Origin of the sequence: Nitrincola sp. (genome assembly GCF_048264025.1) — a bacterium.
GTDB lineage: Bacteria > Pseudomonadota > Gammaproteobacteria > Pseudomonadales > Balneatricaceae > Nitrincola.
Map to the genome: position 1 here is coordinate 49,933 of NZ_JBLXDN010000010.1, position 21,229 is coordinate 71,161.

General features: G+C 50.6%; 18 protein-coding genes. 11 read left to right on the forward strand and 7 right to left on the reverse strand.

The features are described from left to right. The first annotated feature begins 5 nt into the window (after positions 1 to 5). The 3 genes from dnaN to gyrB are packed head-to-tail and all read left to right on the forward strand — an operon-like array spanning position 6 to position 4,671. Entirely contained in the window at positions 6 to 1,109 is a 1,104-nt protein-coding gene (gene dnaN / locus ACN0R1_RS09485) for a DNA polymerase III subunit beta (RefSeq protein ID WP_417582194.1), read from the forward strand. A gap of 40 nt (positions 1,110 to 1,149) precedes the next feature. Next, entirely contained in the window at positions 1,150 to 2,232 is a 1,083-nt protein-coding gene (recF, locus tag ACN0R1_RS09490) for a DNA replication/repair protein RecF (protein WP_417582196.1), read from the forward strand. Between the two features lie 15 nt (positions 2,233 to 2,247). Beyond that, positions 2,248 to 4,671 carry a DNA topoisomerase (ATP-hydrolyzing) subunit B gene (gyrB, locus tag ACN0R1_RS09495; protein WP_417582198.1) on the forward strand — a complete coding sequence of 808 codons (2,424 nt, stop codon included), beginning with the start codon at positions 2,248 to 2,250 and terminating at the stop codon, positions 4,669 to 4,671. Positions 4,672 to 5,070: 399 nt separating this feature from the next. On the opposite strand, the gene glyS is transcribed toward gyrB, so the two are convergent. Both glyS and glyQ read right to left on the reverse strand, forming a co-directional pair. Further along, positions 5,071 to 7,119: a glycine--tRNA ligase subunit beta gene (gene glyS / locus ACN0R1_RS09500; protein WP_417582200.1), complete on the reverse strand. Its 2,049-nt coding sequence runs from the start codon at positions 7,117 to 7,119 to the stop codon at positions 5,071 to 5,073. Then, positions 7,119 to 8,123 (reverse strand): glycine--tRNA ligase subunit alpha, encoded by a 1,005-nt coding sequence (glyQ, locus tag ACN0R1_RS09505; protein ID WP_417582202.1) that lies wholly within the window; start codon positions 8,121 to 8,123, stop codon positions 7,119 to 7,121. Before glyQ ends, glyS begins: the two co-directional genes overlap by 1 nt. Before the next feature lie 94 nt (positions 8,124 to 8,217). Between glyQ and ACN0R1_RS09510 the strand changes: the two genes are divergently transcribed. Continuing rightward, entirely contained in the window at positions 8,218 to 9,111 is an 894-nt protein-coding gene (locus ACN0R1_RS09510; protein WP_417582204.1) for a lysophospholipid acyltransferase family protein, read from the forward strand. Here ACN0R1_RS09510 and ACN0R1_RS09515 read toward each other — a convergent pair whose 3' ends face one another. Genes ACN0R1_RS09515 through def form a run of 5 tightly spaced genes read right to left on the reverse strand, consistent with a single transcriptional unit; the run spans position 9,112 to position 14,762 of the window. Continuing rightward, entirely contained in the window at positions 9,112 to 10,560 is a 1,449-nt protein-coding gene (locus ACN0R1_RS09515; RefSeq protein ID WP_417582206.1) for a TrkH family potassium uptake protein, read from the reverse strand. A gap of 10 nt (positions 10,561 to 10,570) precedes the next feature. Next, positions 10,571 to 11,947 carry a Trk system potassium transporter TrkA gene (gene trkA, locus ACN0R1_RS09520; RefSeq protein ID WP_417582208.1) on the reverse strand — a complete coding sequence of 459 codons (1,377 nt, stop codon included), beginning with the start codon at positions 11,945 to 11,947 and terminating at the stop codon, positions 10,571 to 10,573. Next, complete coding sequence (rsmB, locus tag ACN0R1_RS09525; RefSeq protein ID WP_417582210.1) at positions 11,944 to 13,272, reverse strand: 16S rRNA (cytosine(967)-C(5))-methyltransferase RsmB; 1,329 nt, start codon at positions 13,270 to 13,272, stop codon at positions 11,944 to 11,946. The genes trkA and rsmB overlap by 4 nt, the downstream gene beginning before the upstream one ends. Beyond that, positions 13,272 to 14,219: a methionyl-tRNA formyltransferase gene (gene fmt / locus ACN0R1_RS09530; RefSeq protein WP_417582212.1), complete on the reverse strand. Its 948-nt coding sequence runs from the start codon at positions 14,217 to 14,219 to the stop codon at positions 13,272 to 13,274. Before fmt ends, rsmB begins: the two co-directional genes overlap by 1 nt. A gap of 24 nt (positions 14,220 to 14,243) precedes the next feature. Beyond that, entirely contained in the window at positions 14,244 to 14,762 is a 519-nt protein-coding gene (def, locus tag ACN0R1_RS09535; protein WP_417582214.1) for a peptide deformylase, read from the reverse strand. A 177-nt stretch (positions 14,763 to 14,939) separates the two neighbouring features. Between def and ACN0R1_RS09540 the strand changes: the two genes are divergently transcribed. From ACN0R1_RS09540 to aroE, 7 genes are all read left to right on the forward strand, one after another. Then, complete coding sequence (locus ACN0R1_RS09540) at positions 14,940 to 15,974, forward strand: LysM peptidoglycan-binding domain-containing protein (RefSeq protein ID WP_417582216.1); 1,035 nt, start codon at positions 14,940 to 14,942, stop codon at positions 15,972 to 15,974. Positions 15,975 to 15,986: 12 nt separating this feature from the next. Further along, complete coding sequence (dprA, locus tag ACN0R1_RS09545) at positions 15,987 to 17,093, forward strand: DNA-processing protein DprA (RefSeq protein ID WP_417582218.1); 1,107 nt, start codon at positions 15,987 to 15,989, stop codon at positions 17,091 to 17,093. A 114-nt stretch (positions 17,094 to 17,207) separates the two neighbouring features. Beyond that, positions 17,208 to 17,696: a 5-(carboxyamino)imidazole ribonucleotide mutase gene (gene purE / locus ACN0R1_RS09550; protein WP_417582220.1), complete on the forward strand. Its 489-nt coding sequence runs from the start codon at positions 17,208 to 17,210 to the stop codon at positions 17,694 to 17,696. An 18-nt stretch (positions 17,697 to 17,714) separates the two neighbouring features. Beyond that, positions 17,715 to 18,845 carry a 5-(carboxyamino)imidazole ribonucleotide synthase gene (locus ACN0R1_RS09555; protein ID WP_417582222.1) on the forward strand — a complete coding sequence of 377 codons (1,131 nt, stop codon included), beginning with the start codon at positions 17,715 to 17,717 and terminating at the stop codon, positions 18,843 to 18,845. 9 nt (positions 18,846 to 18,854) lie between these two features. After that, positions 18,855 to 19,412, forward strand: a complete 558-nt coding sequence (locus tag ACN0R1_RS09560; RefSeq protein ID WP_417582224.1) for an L-threonylcarbamoyladenylate synthase — start codon at positions 18,855 to 18,857, stop codon at positions 19,410 to 19,412. 33 nt (positions 19,413 to 19,445) lie between these two features. Beyond that, on the forward strand, positions 19,446 to 20,363 hold the full coding sequence (hemF, locus tag ACN0R1_RS09565; RefSeq protein ID WP_417582226.1) for an oxygen-dependent coproporphyrinogen oxidase: 918 nt from the start codon (positions 19,446 to 19,448) through the stop codon (positions 20,361 to 20,363). Further along, the gene (gene aroE, locus ACN0R1_RS09570) at positions 20,360 to 21,202 is read left to right on the forward strand and encodes a shikimate dehydrogenase (RefSeq protein ID WP_417582228.1); all 843 of its coding nucleotides are present in this window, start codon (positions 20,360 to 20,362) and stop codon (positions 21,200 to 21,202) included. Before hemF ends, aroE begins: the two co-directional genes overlap by 4 nt. Positions 21,203 to 21,229 lie beyond the last annotated feature (27 nt).

Here is a 21,229-nt window from a genome sequence, read left to right on the forward strand (position 1 = left end):
AAGCCATGAGATTCGTCATTTCCAGAGAAGCACTGATCAGACCCCTGCAGTTGGTGGCTGGTGTAGTTGAACGCCGTCAGACCATGCCGGTTCTCTCCAATATTCTTCTGGTTGCTGAGGAGGGTATGTTGTCCCTGACCGGTACCGATCTTGAAGTCGAACTGGTAGCGCGGATTCCGCTACAGGAGCTATCTGAGCCTGGCTCGGTAACTGTGCCAGCCCGTAAGCTGATGGACATCTGTAAATCACTGTCAGATGATGCGTTGGTCGAAATCACTGTCACTGACGAAAAAGCACGTATCAAAGCTGGCCGTAGCCGCTTTTCATTGGCAACACTGCCCGCCGCTGATTTCCCTAATGTCGAAGACAGTCCTGAGGCGATGACCATCTCCTTGCCTCAGTCCGCGTTACGTCAGCTGATCGAGAAAACCGGCTTTTCTATGGCGCAGCAGGATGTGCGCTACTACCTCAACGGTATGCTACTGGAAGTGCGCGATGCGAATCTGCGTGCTGTGTCGACGGATGGCCATCGTTTAGCCACCTGTTTGACGCCAGTTGAGGCTGAATCGGGTCTTGAGCACCAGATTATTGTGCCGCGTAAAGGTATTCTGGAGTTGGCTCGCTTGCTTCAAGGTGGGGATGCGCCGGTCACACTGGTCATAGGATCGAGTCACATTCGTGCGGTTGTAGGTGATTTCACCTTTACCTCAAAGCTGGTTGATGGCAAGTTTCCTGATTACAACCGTGTGATTCCGCGTAACGGCGACAAGGTTCTGTTGGGTGACCGGCAGGAATTACGCCAGGTGTTTACGCGTATTGCCATTCTGTCGAATGAAAAATACCGTGGTGTGCGCTTGAACCTGTCCAATGGCTTATTGAAAGTGACTGCCAATAATCCAGAACAGGAAGAAGCCGAAGAGACCTTGGCAATTGATTATGAAGGTCAGGATTTGGAGATAGGCTTTAACGTCAATTATTTGTTGGACGTGCTTTCTATCCTCAACTCCGATGTTGTGCGCCTGATCCTGTCGGATGCTAACTCCAGTGCATTAGTGCAGGGCTACGATGAAAATGACGCTGTCTATGTCGTCATGCCGATGCGTATGTAATCTGGTTGGAGGGAGCTAGGCTCTCTCCTGCTTTTAATTCATGTCTATCTCTGAGCTGCAGATTTCCAGAATTCGCAATCTTCAGACCCTGAGTTTTTCTCCGGCGTCACGGATCAATATTATCTCCGGCCAGAATGGCAGTGGTAAAACCAGCATTCTGGAAGCAATTCATTTTTTATCCACAACCCGCTCCTTCCGTACCAATGAGCTGCGTCATCTGGTTGCTCAGGGGGAGTCATCTGCCTTGGTATTTTCCAGGGTGCAATCATCTACCCACCTCCTGCCGCTCGGCGTAGAACGCACGCTTGAGGGCGATGTCAGGGTGCGTTTTGATGGCCATTCGCTGGATTCTGCTGAACTCGCCAGTCTTCTGCCCGTTCAGGTCCTCTACAGTGGGACCTTCGAATTACTGGATGGCTCCCCTTCAATTAGGCGCCAGTTTGTTGATTGGGGTGGTTTTCATGCTGACCCAGTGTTTATAACGCTGTGGCGTGGTTTTAAGCGTGCACTGAAACAAAGAAATTCTTTATTGAAATATGGTAAAATCGACAGGTTCCAGATGCAGGTCTGGGATCGTGAGTTTGTAAGCTACGGCGAACAGTTAACCCGCCATCGACAGGCTTACATCGCCACATTGCTACCGGAGTTCAAACGTATTCTTTCGGTGCTCTTGGGTGATGTTGACGTTGATCTGAAGTTTTATCCTGGCTGGGATAGTAAGCGGGAACTGATGGCTGTTTTAGCTGATCAATATGACAGGGAGGCGGCACAAGGGTTTACGCTTTCCGGGCCTCAGCGTGCCGATCTTCGCTTTCGCTGCGGAGGTGTTAATGCCGCAGATCGTCTTTCACGTGGTCAGAAGAAACTGGTCGTCAGTGCATTACGTCTGGCGCAAGGGCAGGTGTTTCGGCAAAAAGCTGAACGCCCTTGTATCTATCTGATCGATGACCTGCCCTCTGAACTTGATGAGCCGCATGCCCGGTTGTTCTGTGAATTTCTTGAGCAGAGCCAGGATCAATGCTTCATCACCTGTGTCGACCCAGACACATTAACCGAATTTTGGTCGCCGGATACGGATCTGGCGCTCTTTCATCTGGATGCCGGCCGCTTAATCAGTCGGTAACGCTAGGAGTGTAAAATGAGTGGTGAAAACCATAGTTACGATTCATCGAGTATCAAAGTTCTGAAAGGACTCGATGCCGTCAGAAAACGTCCTGGTATGTACATAGGTGACACCGACGATGGCAGTGGTCTGCATCATATGGTGTTTGAACTTGTAGATAACGGTATAGACGAAGCGCTGGCCGGCTATTGCTCGGAAGTGGCTGTTACTATTCATCCGGATGAAAGCGTCACTGTGTTTGATAACGGCCGTGGTGTTCCTACGGATATTCATGAAGAAGAAGGCGTTTCGGCGGCTGAAGTCATCATGACAGTATTGCATGCCGGTGGTAAGTTTGACGATAACACCTACAAGGTTTCCGGTGGTCTGCATGGTGTGGGTGTATCGGTTGTTAACGCCCTCTCCAGTGAGCTGACTCTGACCATTCGCCGTGATGGCAAAGTACATGAGCAGGAGTATCGTCACGGTGTTCCTGTTGCGCCTTTGCGGGTCGTGGGTGAAACCGATTCAACTGGTACCATTGTGCGCTTCAAGCCGTCTGAAGATACCTTCACCAACATTCATTTCCATTTTGACCTGCTGGCTAAGCGCTTGCGCGAACTCTCCTTCCTTAACTCCGGCGTGCGTATCCGCCTGAAGGATGAGCGTGCGGGTCGTGAAGAAGTTTTTGAGTATGAAGGTGGCTTGGCTTCATTTGTGGCTTATCTGAACCAGAGTAAAACTACGGTTAACTCGATCTTCCACTTTAATGCCATGCATGAGAATGGAGTTGGTGTTGAAGTTGCGATGCAGTGGAACGATAGCTATCAGGAAAGTATTCATTGTTTCGCCAATAATATTCCACAGCGCGACGGCGGTACCCACCTTTCAGGTTTTCGTGCCTCTCTCACCCGCTGCCTGAATAACTACATAGATAATGAGCAGCTGAACAAAAATGGTAAGGTGGCTACCACTGGTGATGATTCACGTGAAGGCCTTAACGCCATCATTTCTGTCAAGGTTCCTGATCCTAAGTTCTCCTCTCAGACCAAAGACAAGCTGGTCTCATCCGAGGTTAAAATTGCGGTTGAGCAGATGATGGCACAAAACCTGTCGGACTATCTTCTAGAGAATCCTCAGGATGCCAAAGCTATTGTCTCCAAGATGATCGATGCCGCCCGTGCACGTGAAGCGGCGCGTAAAGCACGTGAGATGACCCGTCGTAAAGGAGCATTGGATGTTGCTGGCCTCCCCGGCAAGCTTGCTGATTGCCAGGAAAAGGATCCTGCGCTATCAGAAATCTACCTGGTGGAGGGCGACTCGGCGGGTGGCTCTGCCAAGCAGGGTCGTGATCGTCGTACTCAGGCTATCTTGCCGCTTAAAGGTAAGATACTGAACGTCGAAAAAGCCCGGTTTGATAAAATGCTTACCTCCGCCGAGGTCGGCACCCTGATTACGGCATTAGGTTGTGGTATCGGTCGGGATGAATTTAATCCAGATAAGCTACGCTACCACTCCATCATCATCATGACCGATGCTGACGTGGATGGATCGCACATCCGTACACTGTTGCTGACCTTCTTCTATCGGCAAATGCCTGAGTTGATTGAGCGTGGTCATATCTATATCGCTCAGCCGCCACTGTACAAGGTACGTAAGGGTAAGCAAGAGCAGTACCTTAAAGATGAGGCTGCGCTTGAACAATACCTGTTACAAGGCGCGCTTGATGGTGCTCAGCTGTTCCCTTCAGCTGATGCACCTGCAATCTCTGGTGAAGCGCTGGAAAAACTCATTTCACGGTATCGCCATGTTGAATCCCTGATTGATCGTATCAGTCGTGTTTATCCCCGATCTGTACTCGGGCAGCTGATGTACTTGAAAAAACTAGAAGTTGAAAATCTCTACGACAAAGAGGCTGTGTCAGCTTGGGTTGAGTTGCTGTCCGGCTATCTTTCCGATCATGTGAGTTCCTCCTCTTCGTGGTACAGCTGTTCCGTAGTTGAAGATCGCGAGCATAGTCAGTTTATCCCGGTTGTTATGTTTACCCAGCATGGTAATGATGTGACCTATCGCTTTGATCAGGAGTTTTTCCGTTCGCGCGATTATCAATCCATTGCAGAACTGGGTGAAGAGTTGCAGGGACTGCTGGAGGAAGGTGCTTACCTTCAGCGTGGTGAACGAGTTTATCCGTTACGTAACCTGGGTGATGGTATTACCTGGCTGCTGGATATCTCCCGTCGCGGTAATAATGTACAGCGCTATAAAGGTCTGGGGGAAATGAACCCGGATCAGCTATGGGAAACTACTATGGACCCTGATGCTCGCCGTATGCTGCAGGTTACCATCGATGATGTGATTGGTGCCGACAAGCTCTTCTCTACCCTGATGGGTGATGATGTTGAGCCGCGCCGTGCGTTCATTGAATTGAATGCGTTGAACGTATCTAACCTTGATGTTTGATCGTTAGCAGCGCAAAACACCAGGAGGCTTCGGCCTCCTTTTTTATGTACAGGATGTACGGGCAGAAAACCGCTCCTGCGTTTTCTGCATAGGTGCCGTCCATGGCGCTATATTCCACGGGTGCATGTACAGGATGTATGGGCAGAAAACTGCTCCTGCGTTCTGCATAGGTGCCGTCCATGGCACTATATGCCGCGGGCGCATGGATAGCATGCTCTGTTAGATAATACCCCTCCCTCTGATTTTGTTTCACGTGAAACAAGTTGCCTATACTTTCTCTGACTGTATTTCGTGTGACCCAAGCTACTCATGCTTCCTTTGCTCGTCGTGTTCCACGTGAAACATCCAGGCAATAAAAAACCCTGCAAGCAGGGTTTTTATGAATCGCTGGATCGATGGCTATAGTAGCGAAATATCCGCAGTACCAAGAAACAGTTCGCGAAGCTGTGCAAGCAATGCTAAACGGTTGTGTCTGGTAGCATCATCCTCAGCCATAACCATCACCTCATCAAAGAAACGGTTTACTTGCGGATTCAATGCCGCAAGCAAAGTCATGGCTTCCGGGTACTTGCCTTGAGCAAACAAGGGTTGTGTCTGCTTGCTTAGTACTGAAACCGCTGCAGCCAAATCTTTTTCAGCATCTTCAGTGAGAAGTGTCGAGTCCACAACACTAGAAGAATCAGCAGTGATCTGCTTTGCCAGAATGTTGGCAACGCGCTTGTTGGCCGCTGCAAGTTCATTAGCTTCTGGTAGTTGCGCAAAATCGGATACAGCGATGACACGCTTATTGAAGTCAAGTGGGCGTGTGGGTCTCAGCGCGTGGACAGCCTGGTAAACAGAAACAGACACGCCCTTCTCTTCATACCAGGCACGTAAGCGCTCCAGCATAAAGTCGATGACACGCTCAGTGACATTGGCACTGCCAGGAAGGTCCGGGTAGTTGGACGCAGCAAGTTGAACCAGCTGAGCTAGGTCCAGATCCAGCGAGTGCTCAATGATAATGCGCAGTACACCAAGAGATTGGCGGCGTAGTGCAAAAGGATCTTTGGAGCCTGTGGGTGGCTGGTTAATAGCGAAAAGACCGGTGATGGTATCTATGCGATCCGCTAATGCCAGTGCCATGCCGGTCTTGGTACTGGGAAGTTCATCGCCAGAAAACCGTGGCATATACTGCTCGTTGAGCGCCAGAGCAACCTCATTATCTTCACCGTCATGCTTAGCATAGTAGTAACCCATCAGGCCTTGAAGCTCGGTGAATTCAAATACCATGTTGGTCATCAGGTCGCACTTTGACAGCGACGCTGCGCGGTCTGCAAACTCTGCGTTACCATCAATCAGGCGAGCAATGCTGCTGGCGAGTTTGCTGACACGCTCAGTTTTGTCATGCAGGGTGCCTAGATCATGCTGGAACACAATGCTTTTGAGTTTCTCAATACGAGAAGCCAGAGTGGATTGGCGGTCCTGTTCAAAGAAAAAGGCTGCATCCGCTAAGCGTGGTCGAATAACCTTTTCGTTACCTGATATGATCTGTGCTGGATCAAGAGACTCAATGTTGGCAACCGTAATAAAATAAGGCAGTAGCTTGCCCTGAGTGTTAATCAGGTGAAAGTATTTTTGGTTACTCTTCATTGAAGAGATCAGAGCTTCAGATGGCACCTCAAGAAAACGTTCTTCAAAGCGTCCGGTCAAGGCAACAGGCCATTCGTTTAGGGCACAAACCTCATCAAGCAACTCTTCGTCAATAACGACTTCTGCGTTAACTTTCAGAGCTTCGGCTAATATCTGCTCGCGAATTTTTTCTTTACGTTGATTAAAATCAACGATCACTTTTCCAGGCGATAGAAGTTTTGGAAGATAGTCGCTGGGAGATAACAGCTCAATATCATGCGGATAATGAAAGCGATGACCGCGAGTTTTACGCCCAGACTTGAGACCTAAAATTTCACAGGGGATGACGCTTTCGCCCAGCAGCATTACAAGCCAATGAACCGGTCGTACGAACTCCGTACGGCTACTACCCCAGCGCATGCGTTTTGGAATAGGTAAGTTGTTGAGAGATTCAGATACTATATCCGCGAGTAACTCTTCAGATGCTTTTCCCGCCTCAATGCCGCGGTAAACGAAGTAACTGCCCTTGCCTACTTCGGTTTGAATCAATGCCTCAACGCTAACACCGCAAGAGCGGGCAAAGCCTTCAACCGCCTGCGCAGGTGCTTGTGTGGCAGGACCGCGTTTTTCAAATTCACGATCTGGTTGGCGTTCATCTAATGCGCAAACCTTAACGGCTAAGCGGCGCGGTGCGGCAAAATAACAGGCGCTGGCATAGTTTAACCCTGCTTGCTGTAAGCCTGACTCAATGCCGCTTAGAAATGCGCTGGCAAGAGCCTTTAAGGAGGTTGGCGGTAGTTCTTCAGTTCCGATCTCTACCAGAAAATCCCGTGCAGACATTAGTGTTTCTCCTCGCTGGCAGCTAAAACTTCTTGGCGAATAGGTTCCGGTGCAAGTGGGAATCCCAGGGCTTTGCGCTTGTCGAAATAAGCATGGGCTACCAGTCGTGCAAGGGTTCTTACTCTAAGAATGAAACGCTGACGCTCTGTTACTGAAATCGCGTGCCGCGAGTCCAGCAGGTTGAACGTATGCGATGCTTTAAGCACCATTTCATAAGCCGGCAGGGGTAAGGATGCTTCAAGTAGCTTGTTACACTCCCGCTCGTAATGATCGAAATTGCTGAAGAGTGTTGGCACGTCGGCATGTTCGAAGTTATAGGTCGACATCTCAACTTCGTTCTGATGAAACACGTCGCCATAGGTCACCACGCTGCCATCTGGTTGTTTTGCCCATACCAGATCATAGACGCTATCTACGCCTTGCAGGTACATGGCGATGCGCTCAAGACCATAAGTCAGCTCACCGGTAACAGGATAGCATTCCAGGCCGCCCGCCTGCTGGAAATAGGTGAACTGAGTTACTTCCATACCGTTTAGCCAAATTTCCCATCCGAGCCCCCAGGCTCCCAGTGTCGGAGATTCCCAGTTATCTTCGACAAAGCGGATATCATGGATCAGTGGATCGATTCCGATATGTTTAAAGGAGCCGAGAAAAAGCTCCTGAAGATTGTCGGGCGAGGGTTTAAGAACCACTTGGAATTGATAATAATGTTGCAGGCGGTTGGGGTTTTCGCCGTAGCGGCCATCAGTAGGACGACGGCTGGGTTGTACATAAGCCGAGCGCCAGGACTCCGGACCGATAGAACGCAAAAACGTCGCCGGATGGAAAGTCCCTGCCCCGACTTCGAGATCAAGGGGTTGTACGATAACGCAACCCTGATCACCCCAGTACTGCTGCAGGGCGAGGATCAGGCCCTGAAATGTGCTAACGTCTGTAGTAGCCTTATCAGTCACGTGAATCACCTTAACTGTTGATAGGATCAAAACAAACCCATAATTATACATGAACAAGGTCTATAGAGCGTGATCCCATCAGAGAAACTTGATAGGTCTTAACGCAAGATGGGTATAATAAGTCAAAAATCCGGTTGGAGTGGATATGAAAACGATTAAGGGCATGCTGGCTATTTTGGCGCTGGGGATTACTGCCTTGTTGCCTTTGCGATGGGCGCAAGGGTTAGGGAGGCGTTTGGGGCGGTATTTCTACCGACAAGGTGATAGCAGTCGAGTGTACCGTACTACGCGAGTAAATTTGCTTACATGTTTTCCTGAGCTATCTGATCAACAGCAGCAACAGCTAATCCAGCAAAGCCTTGAGCAGACTGGACAGTCAATTGCTGAAATGGGCATGTCCTGGCTTTGGCCAGTTAAGCGTACATTGAAAGTAATTCGCAGGGTACATAATGAAGCGTTGATTACCGAAGGAATCGCCAAAGGAAAAGGCGTGATTTTGATTGCACCACATCTTGGCAATTGGGAGATTCTGAATCTGTACTTGTCCAACCGCTATACCTTCACCGCCATGTACAAGCCCCCTCGCCAGAAACAGATGGATAACCTGATTAAACGCATGCGAGCGCGTTTGGGTACAGATATGGCGCCTGCCAATGTGCAAGGCGTGCGTAAAGTTATGAAGGCACTTAAGCGCAGTGAAATGGTTGGCATATTGCCGGATCAGGAACCGGATGTTGGCAGCGGTGTGTTTGCTGATTTTTTTGGTACCCCTGCCCTGACTATGTCATTGCTGCCACAGTTGGCGGCACAAACAGGGGCAACAGTAATTTGTGGATATGCCAAGCGGCTGGATAATGCTGAAGGATTTGATATTTATTTCAGTGAAGCTGAGGCAGATATTGCACTTAAGGACATTGTGCTGGCAACTGCGGCCATGAACCGCTCTGTTGAGTGCTGTGTGCGTGAATTACCAGCGCAGTACCAATGGGAGTACAAACGCTTTAATTCACGACCTGAGGGCGCTGCGCGCGTTTACTGATCAGCGGCGCCAGAATACCGGAGTGAAGAGTACCAACAGAGTGAAGACTTCAAGCCGTCCCAGCAGCATTGAAAAGCACAGGATCCACTTTGCCGTGCTGTTGATATCCCCGTAGTGGTTAGCGACATCACCCAGTCCAGGGCCCAGGTTGGTAATGGTTGCCCCGACGGCAGACCAGGCGGTGACCTGGTCGAGACCTGTTCCCATTAGCGCAATCATCATAATGATAAAAATCAGCAAGTAAACCGAGAAAAACCCCCACACGGCTTGTAGCACTTTATCCGGTATCGTGCGACGACCTAATTTGACCGGAAAAATAGCATTGGGGTGAACCAGGCGCTGTAACTCTCGATAGCCCTGTTTCAGGATAAGTAGGATTCGGATCACTTTCATGCCTCCACCCGTTGAACCGACACAGCCACCAATAAAGGCGGTAACAAAGAGCATAAATGGCAACATCACTGGCCAGTAAGCAAAATTCCCTGTGGAAAATCCAGCGGTAGAAGCAACCGATACCGTCATGAAAGCCGCATTGCGCAATGAGTTTATGGGTGGATAGGTTTCATGAATCAACAATACGGAAAAGGTAATGACGAAAGTTAGCAGTAAAATGCTCAGAAAAAAGCGTACTTCAGAATCACCAAAGTAATGAAACAGACTGCGCTGTCTCCAGGCAAAGAAATGTAGCGCAAAGTTCATGCCGCAAAGGACCATGAAGAAAATGGCAATGAGCTCGATAGTCGCACTGTTAAAAGCTCCAATGCTAGCGTCATAGGTTGAAAATCCACCCAGAGCAACAGTTGAGAAGCTATGCCCTATCGCATCAAAGGGTGACATGCCGGCGAGCCAGTAAGCTAAAGCACACAGAAATGTCAGAATGGCGTAGATAATCCATAGCGCCTTGGCTGTTTCGGTAATACGCGGAGTTAGCTTGGTATCTTTTACTGGCCCCGGAATTTCGGCACGAAACAACTGCATTCCTCCGATTCCCAGCATAGGCAAAATAGCCACAGCAAGAACGATGATACCCATGCCGCCAAGCCACTGGAGTTGTTGTCGGTAGTAAAGAATCGATTTGGGCAGGTGGTCCAGACCGGTGATTACGGTAGCACCTGTCGTCGAAAGCCCTGAAATAGATTCAAATACGGAGTCAACCAGTGACATATCCGGCGTAGGCGACAGGTAGAGTGGAATGGCACCAAATACGCCTAATACAGACCAGAATAACACGGTGATCAGAAAGCCATCGCGAATGCGCAACTCACCCTTTACCCGGTAGAAAGGTACCCACAACAAAAAACCGCAAAATAACAGAATAAAAAAGGCAGAGATAAAAGCTCGGTGTGCTCCATCGACAAAATAAAATGAGACTGCGATAGGAGGAATCTGTGCCAGGCTGAACAGCATCAGCAGAATTCCAAGAACGCGCAGTGTTAGCTGGTAATGCATAATAGCGGCCTCAGAAGAAGGTCAAACCAACCTGAAACAGGCGCTCGACTTCGGGAATGCGGCGTTTATCAACCAGGAAAAGAATGACATGATCATTATTTTCTACCACGATATCATCATGTGCGATCAATACCTTATCATTACGAATGATGGCGCCAATGGTAGTGCCCTGAGGTAAGTTAATATCCTCGATGGCGCGTCCAACGACCTTGGATGAGTTGCGGTCACCGTGTGCAATCGCCTCCATGGCTTCGGCTGCGCCGCGACGCAAGGAGTGTACAGCAACAACATCACCACGACGTATATGTGTCAGCAAGGAGCCTATGGTGGTTTGCTGGGGAGAGATGGCGATATCGATAACACCACCCTGCACCAGGTCAATGTAAGCAGGGTTGTTAATCAGTGTCATAACCGTGCGCGCACCTTGCCGCTTCGCCAGCATTGATGCCATGATGTTGGCTTCGTCATCATTTGTCAGGGCACAGAATACATCAGTGTCTTCAATGTTTTCTTCAATCAACAGATCACGGTCAGATGCACTGCCATGCAACACTATGGTGTTATTAAGTTTTTTGGCTAAAAGCTGGCAGCGCGGTAACGAGCGCTCAATGATCTTGACTTGAAATGTCTGCTCCAGGCTTTCAGCCAGCCTGGCACCTATATTGCCTCCCCCTGCAATCAGGATACGACGATAAGGCTTATCCAGCCGTCGGAGTTCACTCATAACGGAGCGGATGTCACGTTGTGCGGCAATAAAGAACACTTCATCATCGGCTTCAATGATGGTGTCGCCCTTGGGTATGATGGGTCGATCCTGACGAAAAATAGCTGCTACACGTGTATCAACATTCGGCATGTGCGCACGCAGGTATGAAATTTCCCGACCCACAAGTGGTCCACCATAGTAGGCACGTACAGCAACCAGCTGTGCTTTACCTTCAGCAAAATCCAGCACCTGCAGAGCACCGGGATGCTGAATCATTTTTTTGATGTGTCGTGTTACTGACTCTTCCGGACTGATTAATACATCAACTGGCATGGATTTGGAGCCAAATAATGCCCTGTCGTTGTAGAGGTAGTCGTGTTCACGAATACGTGCAATCTTGGTTGGTATATTGAAAATAGTGTGCGCAACCTGACAGGCGATCATGTTAACTTCGTCAGAATTGGTGACGGCGATCAGCATATCAGCATCACGCGCACCGGCTTGCGCCAGCATGGAGGGATTAGAGGCAGGACCATCAAGCGTACGTATATCCAGCCGATCCGCAAGTTCACGTAACCTGGCTGGATCTGTATCGATGATAGTAATGTCATTGGCTTCGCTAGCCAGGTTTTCGGCCAGTGTGCCGCCTACCTGCCCTGCCCCTAAAATAATTATATTCATGATCTGCTGAGTCCGCTGTCGATCGACTTGATCAGTTTGGCATAAAAGAAGCCATCATGGCTGTGTAACTGTGGAAAAAATTGCTGACCCAGGGGGCGCGCGAGCCCCCAGGACAATTCCAGCGGTTGATGTATGGCCTCTGGTTGTTGCTTACAGAAACGCTCAATAATACGTTCATTTTCCTGTGGAAATACTGAGCAAGTGGCGTAGAGCAGCGTTCCTCCGGGTTTTAGCAGACTCCAGAGATTGCTGAGAATGCTCAGTTGCAGGCTGGCCAGTTTCAGTAGGTCTTCATTCTGGCGCAGTAGCTTGATATCTGGGTTGCGGCGGATGACACCGCTGCCGCTACAGGGTGCGTCCAGCAGAATTCGATCATATAGGGTGCCATCCCACCAGTCTTGCGATGCGGCATCACCATTGATTAACTGGCAGCGGTGGCTGAAATTCAAGCGTTGTAAGTTAGCATGGATGCGTTGCGAGCGAGCTTCGCTGAGTTCCAGTGCGGTAACGGATGTATCTTCCGGTAACAGTTCAAGCAACTGTCCGAGTTTTCCACCCGGTGCTGCGCAGGCATCGAGTATTTGCTCGTCAGCCTTGGCATCGAGTAGATAGCCGCTCAGTTGCGCAACTTCATCCTGGACACTGCACCAGCCTTGATCGAAGCCTGGAAGTAGGTGCACGTCCATTGGCTCGTCCAGAATGATGGCTTGGTCACACATGGTGCCTGCTCTAGCGGTTATGCCATCTTCTGACAGCTTATTTAAGTAGTCTTCACGAGATAGTAAGTGCTTATTAACTCGGAGGGTCAATGGGCCTTTGATATCATTCTGAACCAGGATTGATTGCCATTGCTCCGGCCAGTTGTGCTTGAGCTTATCGAGAATCCATTGCGGATGATTCCAGTGGTAAGCATCCGAGTGTTGTGAGAGTGTCTGGTCCAGAGCTATCGCTTCGCGCTGGTAACGGCGGAGCACCGCATTGATCAAGCCCTTTGCCCAGTCTTTATTCAATAGGCGTGTCAGCTCAACAGTTTCATGCACAACCGCGTGTTCGGGTATGCGCATTTCACGCAGCTGATATAAGCCCAGCAGCAGTACAGCATAGAGATCATAATCCTTGGACTGAAAGGGCTTTTTTAGCAGGTGCTGGGCCAGTGCATCCAGGCGGAAAAACTCTCGCGTACAGCCATAACAGAGTTGCTGTAGTAGGGCGGTATCGCGTTCGCTGATCTGCTTTTGGGCGTCAGGCAATAGTGAAGCAATGGAGCCCTGCTGGGAGAGTAATCCAGTGATAAGCTGAGTGGCAACCAGGCGTACATCGGTCACTAGGAAAACCTCATGCCGACACTAAACGGGTGCTGGCCGTTCAGCAAGGCGCTCACTGGCTGGGCCCGTTTGCCGGGTAGTTGAATATGGGTGAGCTTCAACGAGCCTTGACCGGTGGCAACCTCAAGGCCGTCACGCTGAATGGCAGTCAGTGTGCCAGGCTCAGCGGTGGTTTTTGCAGAGATGTTTGCTTCGGCCTGCCAGATACGCAAGGTTTCATCTCCAAGTAGGCAGAAGGCAACAGGCCAGGGATTCAGCCCGCGCACCTGTACAGCCAGTTGTGGGGCAGGCAGCGACCAGTCAATACGCCCCTCTTCTTTTACCAGCTTGGCGGCATAACAGGCCTGGCCGTCATCCTGTTTTTCAGCGTCCAGTTGCCCCTGTGTAAGTGCGGCCAGACTGTCTATCAGCGTCGTGGCGCCAAGTGTAGCCAGACGGTCATGCAAGCTGCCAGCCGTATCATCCGGCAGAATATCTGTGCTGCGCTTATACAGCATTGCACCGGTATCCAGGCCTGCATCCATCTGCATGATGGTGATGCCAGTTTGATGATCACCAGCCAGTAGTGCACGATGAATCGGTGCGGCGCCTCGCCAGCGGGGTAACAGTGACGCATGCACATTAATGCAGCCCAGTTTCGGTAAGCTAAGGACTGACTGTGGCAGGAGTAGGCCGTAAGCAGCAACGATCATCAGATCCGGCTGAAGTGCTTCAAGTTCAGCAATAGCCTGTTCAGTCTTAAAGTTGAGTGGTTGATAAACTGGAAGATTATGCTGTAGAGCGAGTTGTTTGACCGGGCTTTGTAATAGCTTTCGTCCGCGACCAGCCGGTCTGTCCGGCTGGGTATACACGGCGATGACTTGATATGAATGTTCGAGGAGCGCCGCCAGACTGCTGGCGGCAAACTCCGGTGTGCCGGCAAAAACGATACGTAGCGGCGAGTTCATGCACAGGGCTCCGGTTACATGTGATCAGTGTTGAGGCAACTGGTCGAGTTTGTGCTGTTTTTCCAGTTTGCTACGAATACGGCTGCGCTTTAGTTTGGACAGGTAATCAACAAATAGTTTGCCATTGAGGTGATCCAGTTCGTGCTGAATACACACAGCCAGCAGGCCTTCAGCCTCAAAACTTTGGGGTGTGCCATCGCGGCCGAGAAAATCCACCTTGATATGTTTGGGGCGCTTGACCGTTTCATAGAAACCGGGCACAGACAGGCAACCTTCCTGCATCTCATCCTGTTCCTGCTCTAATACTACGAAGCTGGGGTTGATTAGCACTAACGGCTCAGAGGCATCTTCGGATAGATCCATGACGACTACCTGCTTGTGAACATTGACCTGCGTTGCCGCTAGTCCTATGCCGTTGGCATCGTACATGGTTTCAAACATATCATCGATGAGTTGAAGGATTTCATCGTCAACAATTTCTACGGGTTCCGCAATTGTGCGTAAACGTGGATCAGGAAATTCAAGAATATTGAGCTTGGACATAGGTCTGCATCATATTAAGAGGCTAGAATGGGTCAGATAGGTGACGTTTTAGTCTATTAAGCCTATTATACTGAATACAAAACTGAATGCATTGTTATGATGCCAGGAAGTGCTTTTAATTACCGGATAAGCGGAAAATTGGAAGCGGTCACGGTGTCTGATCAAAGGGAAGCGGATATGAAACAACTGCTATGTGGGCTGCTGACAGCAGGCTTGCTTTTCTCCAGTGTGGCTGCAGCTCAGACCAGTCAAGATCAGTTACAGCTGAAACAGGGTTATCCAAACGAGTATGTTGTAATAAAAGGTGACACGCTGTGGGATATTTCCGGGCATTTCCTGAATCGTCCATGGCGCTGGCCGGAAATCTGGGGAGTGAATCCGCAGATCGACAATCCCCATCTGATTTATCCTGGTGATGTTATTTATCTGACCTGGGTTGATGGCCAGCCAAGGCTGGGTTTGCGACCTGGTGACGGTCGCCTGAGCCCACAGGTTCGAGATATGCCGCTGGAACAGGCGATTCCTGGAATTTCATTGCGCGATATCAATAGCTTTATCAGTGACAACCTCGTAGTTCAGGATGATCTGTTAGAGAGTGCACCCTACGTGGTTGGCGGTGATAATCGTCGATTAGTCACTGGCGCCGGAGATAGGGCCTATGCTCGAGGTGAGTTAGTGCGCGATGACCCCAATCAGGCGGTGTATCGTCCTGCTCGTGAATATGTAGATCCAGTTACCGGCGAGTTTTTGGGGTACGAGTTGTTTAAGGTTGCTGACGCCACGATATCAGCAGTACAAGAGGATATTATCTCGCTGGAACTGCGTAGTTCCAATGAAGAGGTCCGGGCAACTTACCGGGTGCTACCAACCGAAGAAACTCGCATTCAGTCTATGTTCTATCCCCAACCTGCTCCCGATGGGCAGGAAGGTCGCATTATAGGCTTGCTAAAAGGGGTATCCAGTGCCGGACAGTATGATGCTGTGGTGCTGAATGTCGGTCAGCGTGAGCAGATCGAGCCTGGACATGTGTTTTCCATTTACCGCACTGGTGAGGTCATACGCGATCCTGTCGCTCGTGATACGGTTCAATTACCCTCGGAGCATGCTGGAATACTCATGGTGTTCAAGTCATTCGACAAGGTCAGCTACGGCTTGATTATGCGAGCAACCAATGTCATTTCTGTTGGGGATGAAATTCGTAACCCCAGCTAACAGGAGTTTATTATGCGCTGCGATCCAAGGGACTGGGTCGCTGTCAGTCAGGTGCCGGGGTTAGGTCCGGCAACGCTGGCCAAGCTGACAGCTGCCGGTTACACACCGGCTGATATCCTCACACAACGGCTTCCGGATAGGGTGCGATTACGTACCGATACTCGGCATTTCTTTAAATCTAATTCAGTTGAAAAACTCTACCGGTATGCGGATCAACTACTCCAAGTGGCTGAATCGCTTGAGCTGCAGGTTATAGGTTTCGATGGTCCAGATTACCCTCCTTTGCTGCGTCAAATTGATGATCCACCTCCGGTTCTTTGGTTGCGTGGCGATGTAAAACTTCTCTTTTGCCCTCAACTGGCGATTGTTGGTAGTCGCAAGCCTTCGCGAAGTGGCTTGCAGTCGGCCCTACAGCTTTCTGCTTCTCTAGCGAGTGCTGGGTTCGTAATAACCAGCGGGCTTGCGCAGGGCGTAGATGCGGCCGCCCATCAGGGAGCGCTCAACGTGGCAAAACCAACACTGGCCGTTTTGGGCAGTAGCCCTGAGCTTATTTACCCGCGCTGTAATACGCGCTTGGCCGAGGCTATTCTGGCTCAAGGCGGGGCATTAGTTTCCGAGTTTCCGCCTGGCACCAAGCCTCGTCCAGAGCACTTTCCAAGACGTAATCGCATTATCAGTGGCTTAAGTGTAGGTACACTGGTGGTCGAAGCGGCGTTGCGCAGTGGCTCTTTGATTACCGCCCGGCTGGCAATGGAACAGGGACGTGAGGTGTTCGCCCTGCCCGGTGCGCTGAGTAACCCGCTGGCCAGGGGGTGTCATGCGTTGATACGCGAGGGTGCGGTATTGGTTGAAACCCCTGCACATATTTGTGAGCCTCTGGCACCCTTGCTGGGTTTTTTGCAGGATTCATCGGCTGCAATACCGTTTAAGAGTAGCGCCGAGACGGTTGCAACGGAACTACAGCCGCTGTTTGCATTGTTGCAGCAAGAACCCTGGACGCTGGATGCATTACGCACGGAAACGGGGTTGGCTATAGGTGAACTACAGCAGCAGCTGATAAAGTTAGAACTTGCCGGTAAAATAGCCGTTACAGGCAACCGCTACGCGGCGCTTGCTTAATGACAGATGAAACTGTTTCACTTTTCCCGTCCAGCGTTTAAGGGTATCCTGCTGGGCTTTCATTTTTTACAAGTGCCTTCCCGGTGCCTTGTTTTGTGTAACAGGATTTAGACAATGCAGCCAAAAGTTGGGGTAATTATGGGTTCCCGGTCAGATTGGCCGACCATGGAGCATGCCGTGAATATGCTGGAAACGCTCGGCGTTGCCTATGAAACACGGGTGGTTTCGGCACACCGTACACCTGACCTGCTATTTGACTATGCCAAGAGTGCAGCCGACAGAGGCTTGCAGGTGATCATAGCCGGTGCTGGTGGTGCTGCGCATCTGCCAGGCATGGTCGCGTCGCAGACGGCCCTGCCAGTACTGGGTGTGCCGGTTGAGTCAAAGGCGTTGAGTGGTATGGATTCGTTGTTGTCTATTGTACAGATGCCAGGTGGCGTACCTGTGGGTACCCTGGCAATCGGTAAAGCTGGCGCAACCAATGCCGGCATTCTTGCCGCACAAATTGTGGCTTTACAGGATGCGACTGTCAGATCAGCCCTGCAGCGCTTCCGAGAAGAGCAAACCCGAAATGTGATGGATAACTCGGATCCTCGAGGTTGAATGAAGGTGAATAAACCCATGCGAATAGGTGTCCTAGGTGCCGGTCAGTTGGGGCAAATGCTGGCCTTGTCCGGTTATCCGCTCGGTAATCGTTTTAGTTTTTTTGATACCACCGGCAGTCCGAGTGCCGATATTGGCACAACGCTGAGTGATGCCTCGGGTACAAAGTTGGACGACTTTCTTTCGCAGGTAGATCTGGTCACCTATGAATTTGAGCACCTACCCTTGGTGCTGGTACAACAAGTGGCCCAGCAAAAGGCGCTGTATCCTGGCGTTGAGGCATTACGGGTGTGCCAGAACCGCGAGGCAGAAAAGGCCCTGTTTGATCAGTTGTCTATCCCTGTTGCTGACTATCGTTTGGTCAGCTCAGCTGATGAATTGGCCCAAGCCTGTGCTGCGCTGATGCAGGCCGGAGCACCTGCTGTAGTGGCCAAGTCCATAACCGAGGGCTATGACGGCAAAGGCCAGGCGGTGCTGCGTGATCCAGCTCAAGCCGAGGAAGCCTGGGCGCAGATTGGCCATGCACGTCTGATTGTTGAGGCTTTTGTTACCTTTGTTCGCGAAGTGTCGATCATTGCTGTACGTGGTCAGCAAGGTGAAGTGGTTTTCTATCCACTGGCTGAAAACAACCACGCCGACGGCATCCTTCGCTATTCACTGGCGCCTTTGCCTGATTTGAGTGACGCCGTGCAGCAGCAGGCTGAAAACTATATTCACAAGCTGTTAGATGCGCTTGATTACGTTGGTGTGCTGACACTTGAGCTGTTTCAGCAAGCGGATGGCACGCTGCTGGCGAATGAAATGGCTCCGCGTGTGCATAACTCCGGGCACTGGACGCAAAATGGCGCGATCACCAGCCAGTTCGAAAATCACCTGAGAGCTGTCCAGGGCTTGCCGCTGGGTTCGACCCAGGCGATAGCCCCTACCTGCATGATCAACATCATTGGTTGTATGGGGGATGCTGCGGCTATCTTGGCTGTGGAAGGCGCGCATTTGCACCTCTATGGTAAAACGGAGCGTGCGGGGCGTAAGCTGGGTCATGTTAATCTGGTTGCCGCTGATATAGACACCCTGCTGCAACGGGTAAATCAGGTGGCTGCACTGTTGCCTGGTTCTCCTCCAGCTGTTTTTAGTTTTTCCTCAACCTGATTATTGACTATGAATGCTTGGCAGTTACAACAGACAGTGCGCGTTATGCAGTCTGGAGGGGTAATAGCCTACCCTACTGAAGCTGTTTGGGGGTTGGGTTGTGATCCCTATGATCAGTCTGCGGTGATGCGGCTGCTTAGGCTCAAGCGTCGTCCAGTACATAAAGGATTGATTCTGGTGGCGGCTTCTCAAGCACAAATAGCGCCCTTGTTACGAGGGTTAACAACTGAACAGTTGGCCTGGCTGGATCAGACCTGGCCCGGCCCGAATACCTGGTTGCTACCTGACCCTACTGGCTTGGTACCGGACTGGGTAAAGGGGCAGCACAGCCAGGTGGCCATACGTGTTAGTGCACACCCTGTGGTTAAATCCTTGTGTGAGGCTTGGGGTGGTCCGATTATTTCGACTTCAGCCAATCCATCAGCTGCCTTTCCTGCAAGGTCTAAATTGAAAGTTATGACTTACTTCGGCTCTAGGTTAGATAGAATAGTAGATGGTGAGCTTGGAGGGCAGAAAAGTCCAAGTACGATTCGATCTATCACAGATTTATCGATCATAAGATCGTAGTGACCACTTACTTCAGTATATTCGGGAGCCTTAATGAAACAGCCTGATATCGAACAGGTTAAAACCTACCTTCTGACGTTGCAGGATCGTATCTGTGAAACCCTGTCGGAATTAGATGGCCAGGCGTTTGTTGAAGATAGTTGGCAGCGAGAGGCTGGCGGTGGTGGCCGTAGTCGGGTTCTGGCTCAGGGTAATCTGATTGAAAAAGGTGGGGTGAATTTCTCGCATGTATTTGGCACAGGACTCCCCGCTTCGGCAACGGCGCACCGACCCGAATTAGCTGGGCGTAACTTTCAAGCGATGGGTGTGTCGTTGGTGATACACCCGCACAACCCACATATTCCAACCTCGCATGCCAATGTGCGCTTTTTTATTGCCGAAAAGCCGGGGGAGCCGCCGGTCTGGTGGTTTGGTGGCGGTTTTGATTTAACCCCCTACTATGGCGTTGAAGAAGATTGTGTACATTGGCATCAGGTCGCTAAAGCGGCTTGTGATCCGTTTGGTGAGACTGTTTACCCGCGTTACAAGCAGTGGTGTGACGAGTATTTCTATCTGAAACACCGTGACGAGCCGCGGGGCATCGGTGGCTTGTTTTTTGATGATTTGAATACACCGGACTTTGAAACTAGCTTTGCTTTGATGCGATCGATTGGCGATGCCTATATTGAAGCCTATCGACCCATTGTGGAAAAGCGCCGGGATCTGCCCTGGACAGAGACACAACGCGATTTTCAGCTGCACCGTCGTGGTCGCTATGTTGAGTTTAATCTGGTCTATGATCGCGGTACGCTGTTCGGACTGCAGTCGGGGGGGCGCACTGAGTCGATTCTGATGTCCCTGCCTCCGGAAGTGCGCTGGAGTTACGATTGGTCTCCTGAGCCTGGTTCTGATGAGGCGCGTCTCTATGAAAAATTTTTACGTCCACGGGATTGGTTAGAGGGGTGTTCATGATTGATCAATATGCTGTATTCGGTAAGCCTGTAGCACATAGTCAGTCACCGTTTATTCATGCCTGTTTTGCCCGTCAGCAGCAGCAATCCATGCACTATGTAGCCACTCAAGTTGAACCTGAGTCCTTTGCTCAACAAGTCGATACTTTTTTGCAGGGGCGAGGTAAGGGGCTGAACATAACCGTGCCGTTTAAAGAGGTCGCCTGGCAACTGGCTGAGGTAAAAACACCTCGCGCTGCTCTGGCCGGTGCGGTGAATACGCTGTGGCGTGATGATCAAGGTCAGCTGTGTGGTGATAATACCGATGGATTGGGGCTGGTAAATGATCTAACCCAGAATCTTGGTTGCTCATTGAAAGGAACTTCTATTCTATTATTGGGTGCCGGTGGCGCGGTTCGTGGCGTTATCCAGCCCTTACTGGAGGCTGGCTGCAGGGAGCTGATCATTGCCAATCGTACTCCGGAGAAAGCACAACAGCTGGCAAAACATTTTGCAGAAGCTGCAGGCCCATCCGTAATGCTTCAGGCCTGTGGTTATGCTGAAATACCTGCTAAAGCTTTTGATGTGATTATCAATGGAACCTCTGCAAGCTTGCAGGGAGATCTTCCTCCCTTGTCTAAAGAGGTAGTGAGTGCTCACACACTTTGTTATGACATGATGTATGCTGCCAAGCAGACCCCCTTTTGCCGCTGGGCATCCGAGCAGGGAGCTACACGTGTTGTAGATGGTTTGGGGATGCTGGTTGAACAGGCAGCGGAGGCTTTTTACCGCTGGCGTGATCGACGTCCTGATACCGCACCTGTCATTGCACTATTACGCCAGAGCCTAGCGCAGCAATAAACGACTGCACTGGCTCAGGACATTCAA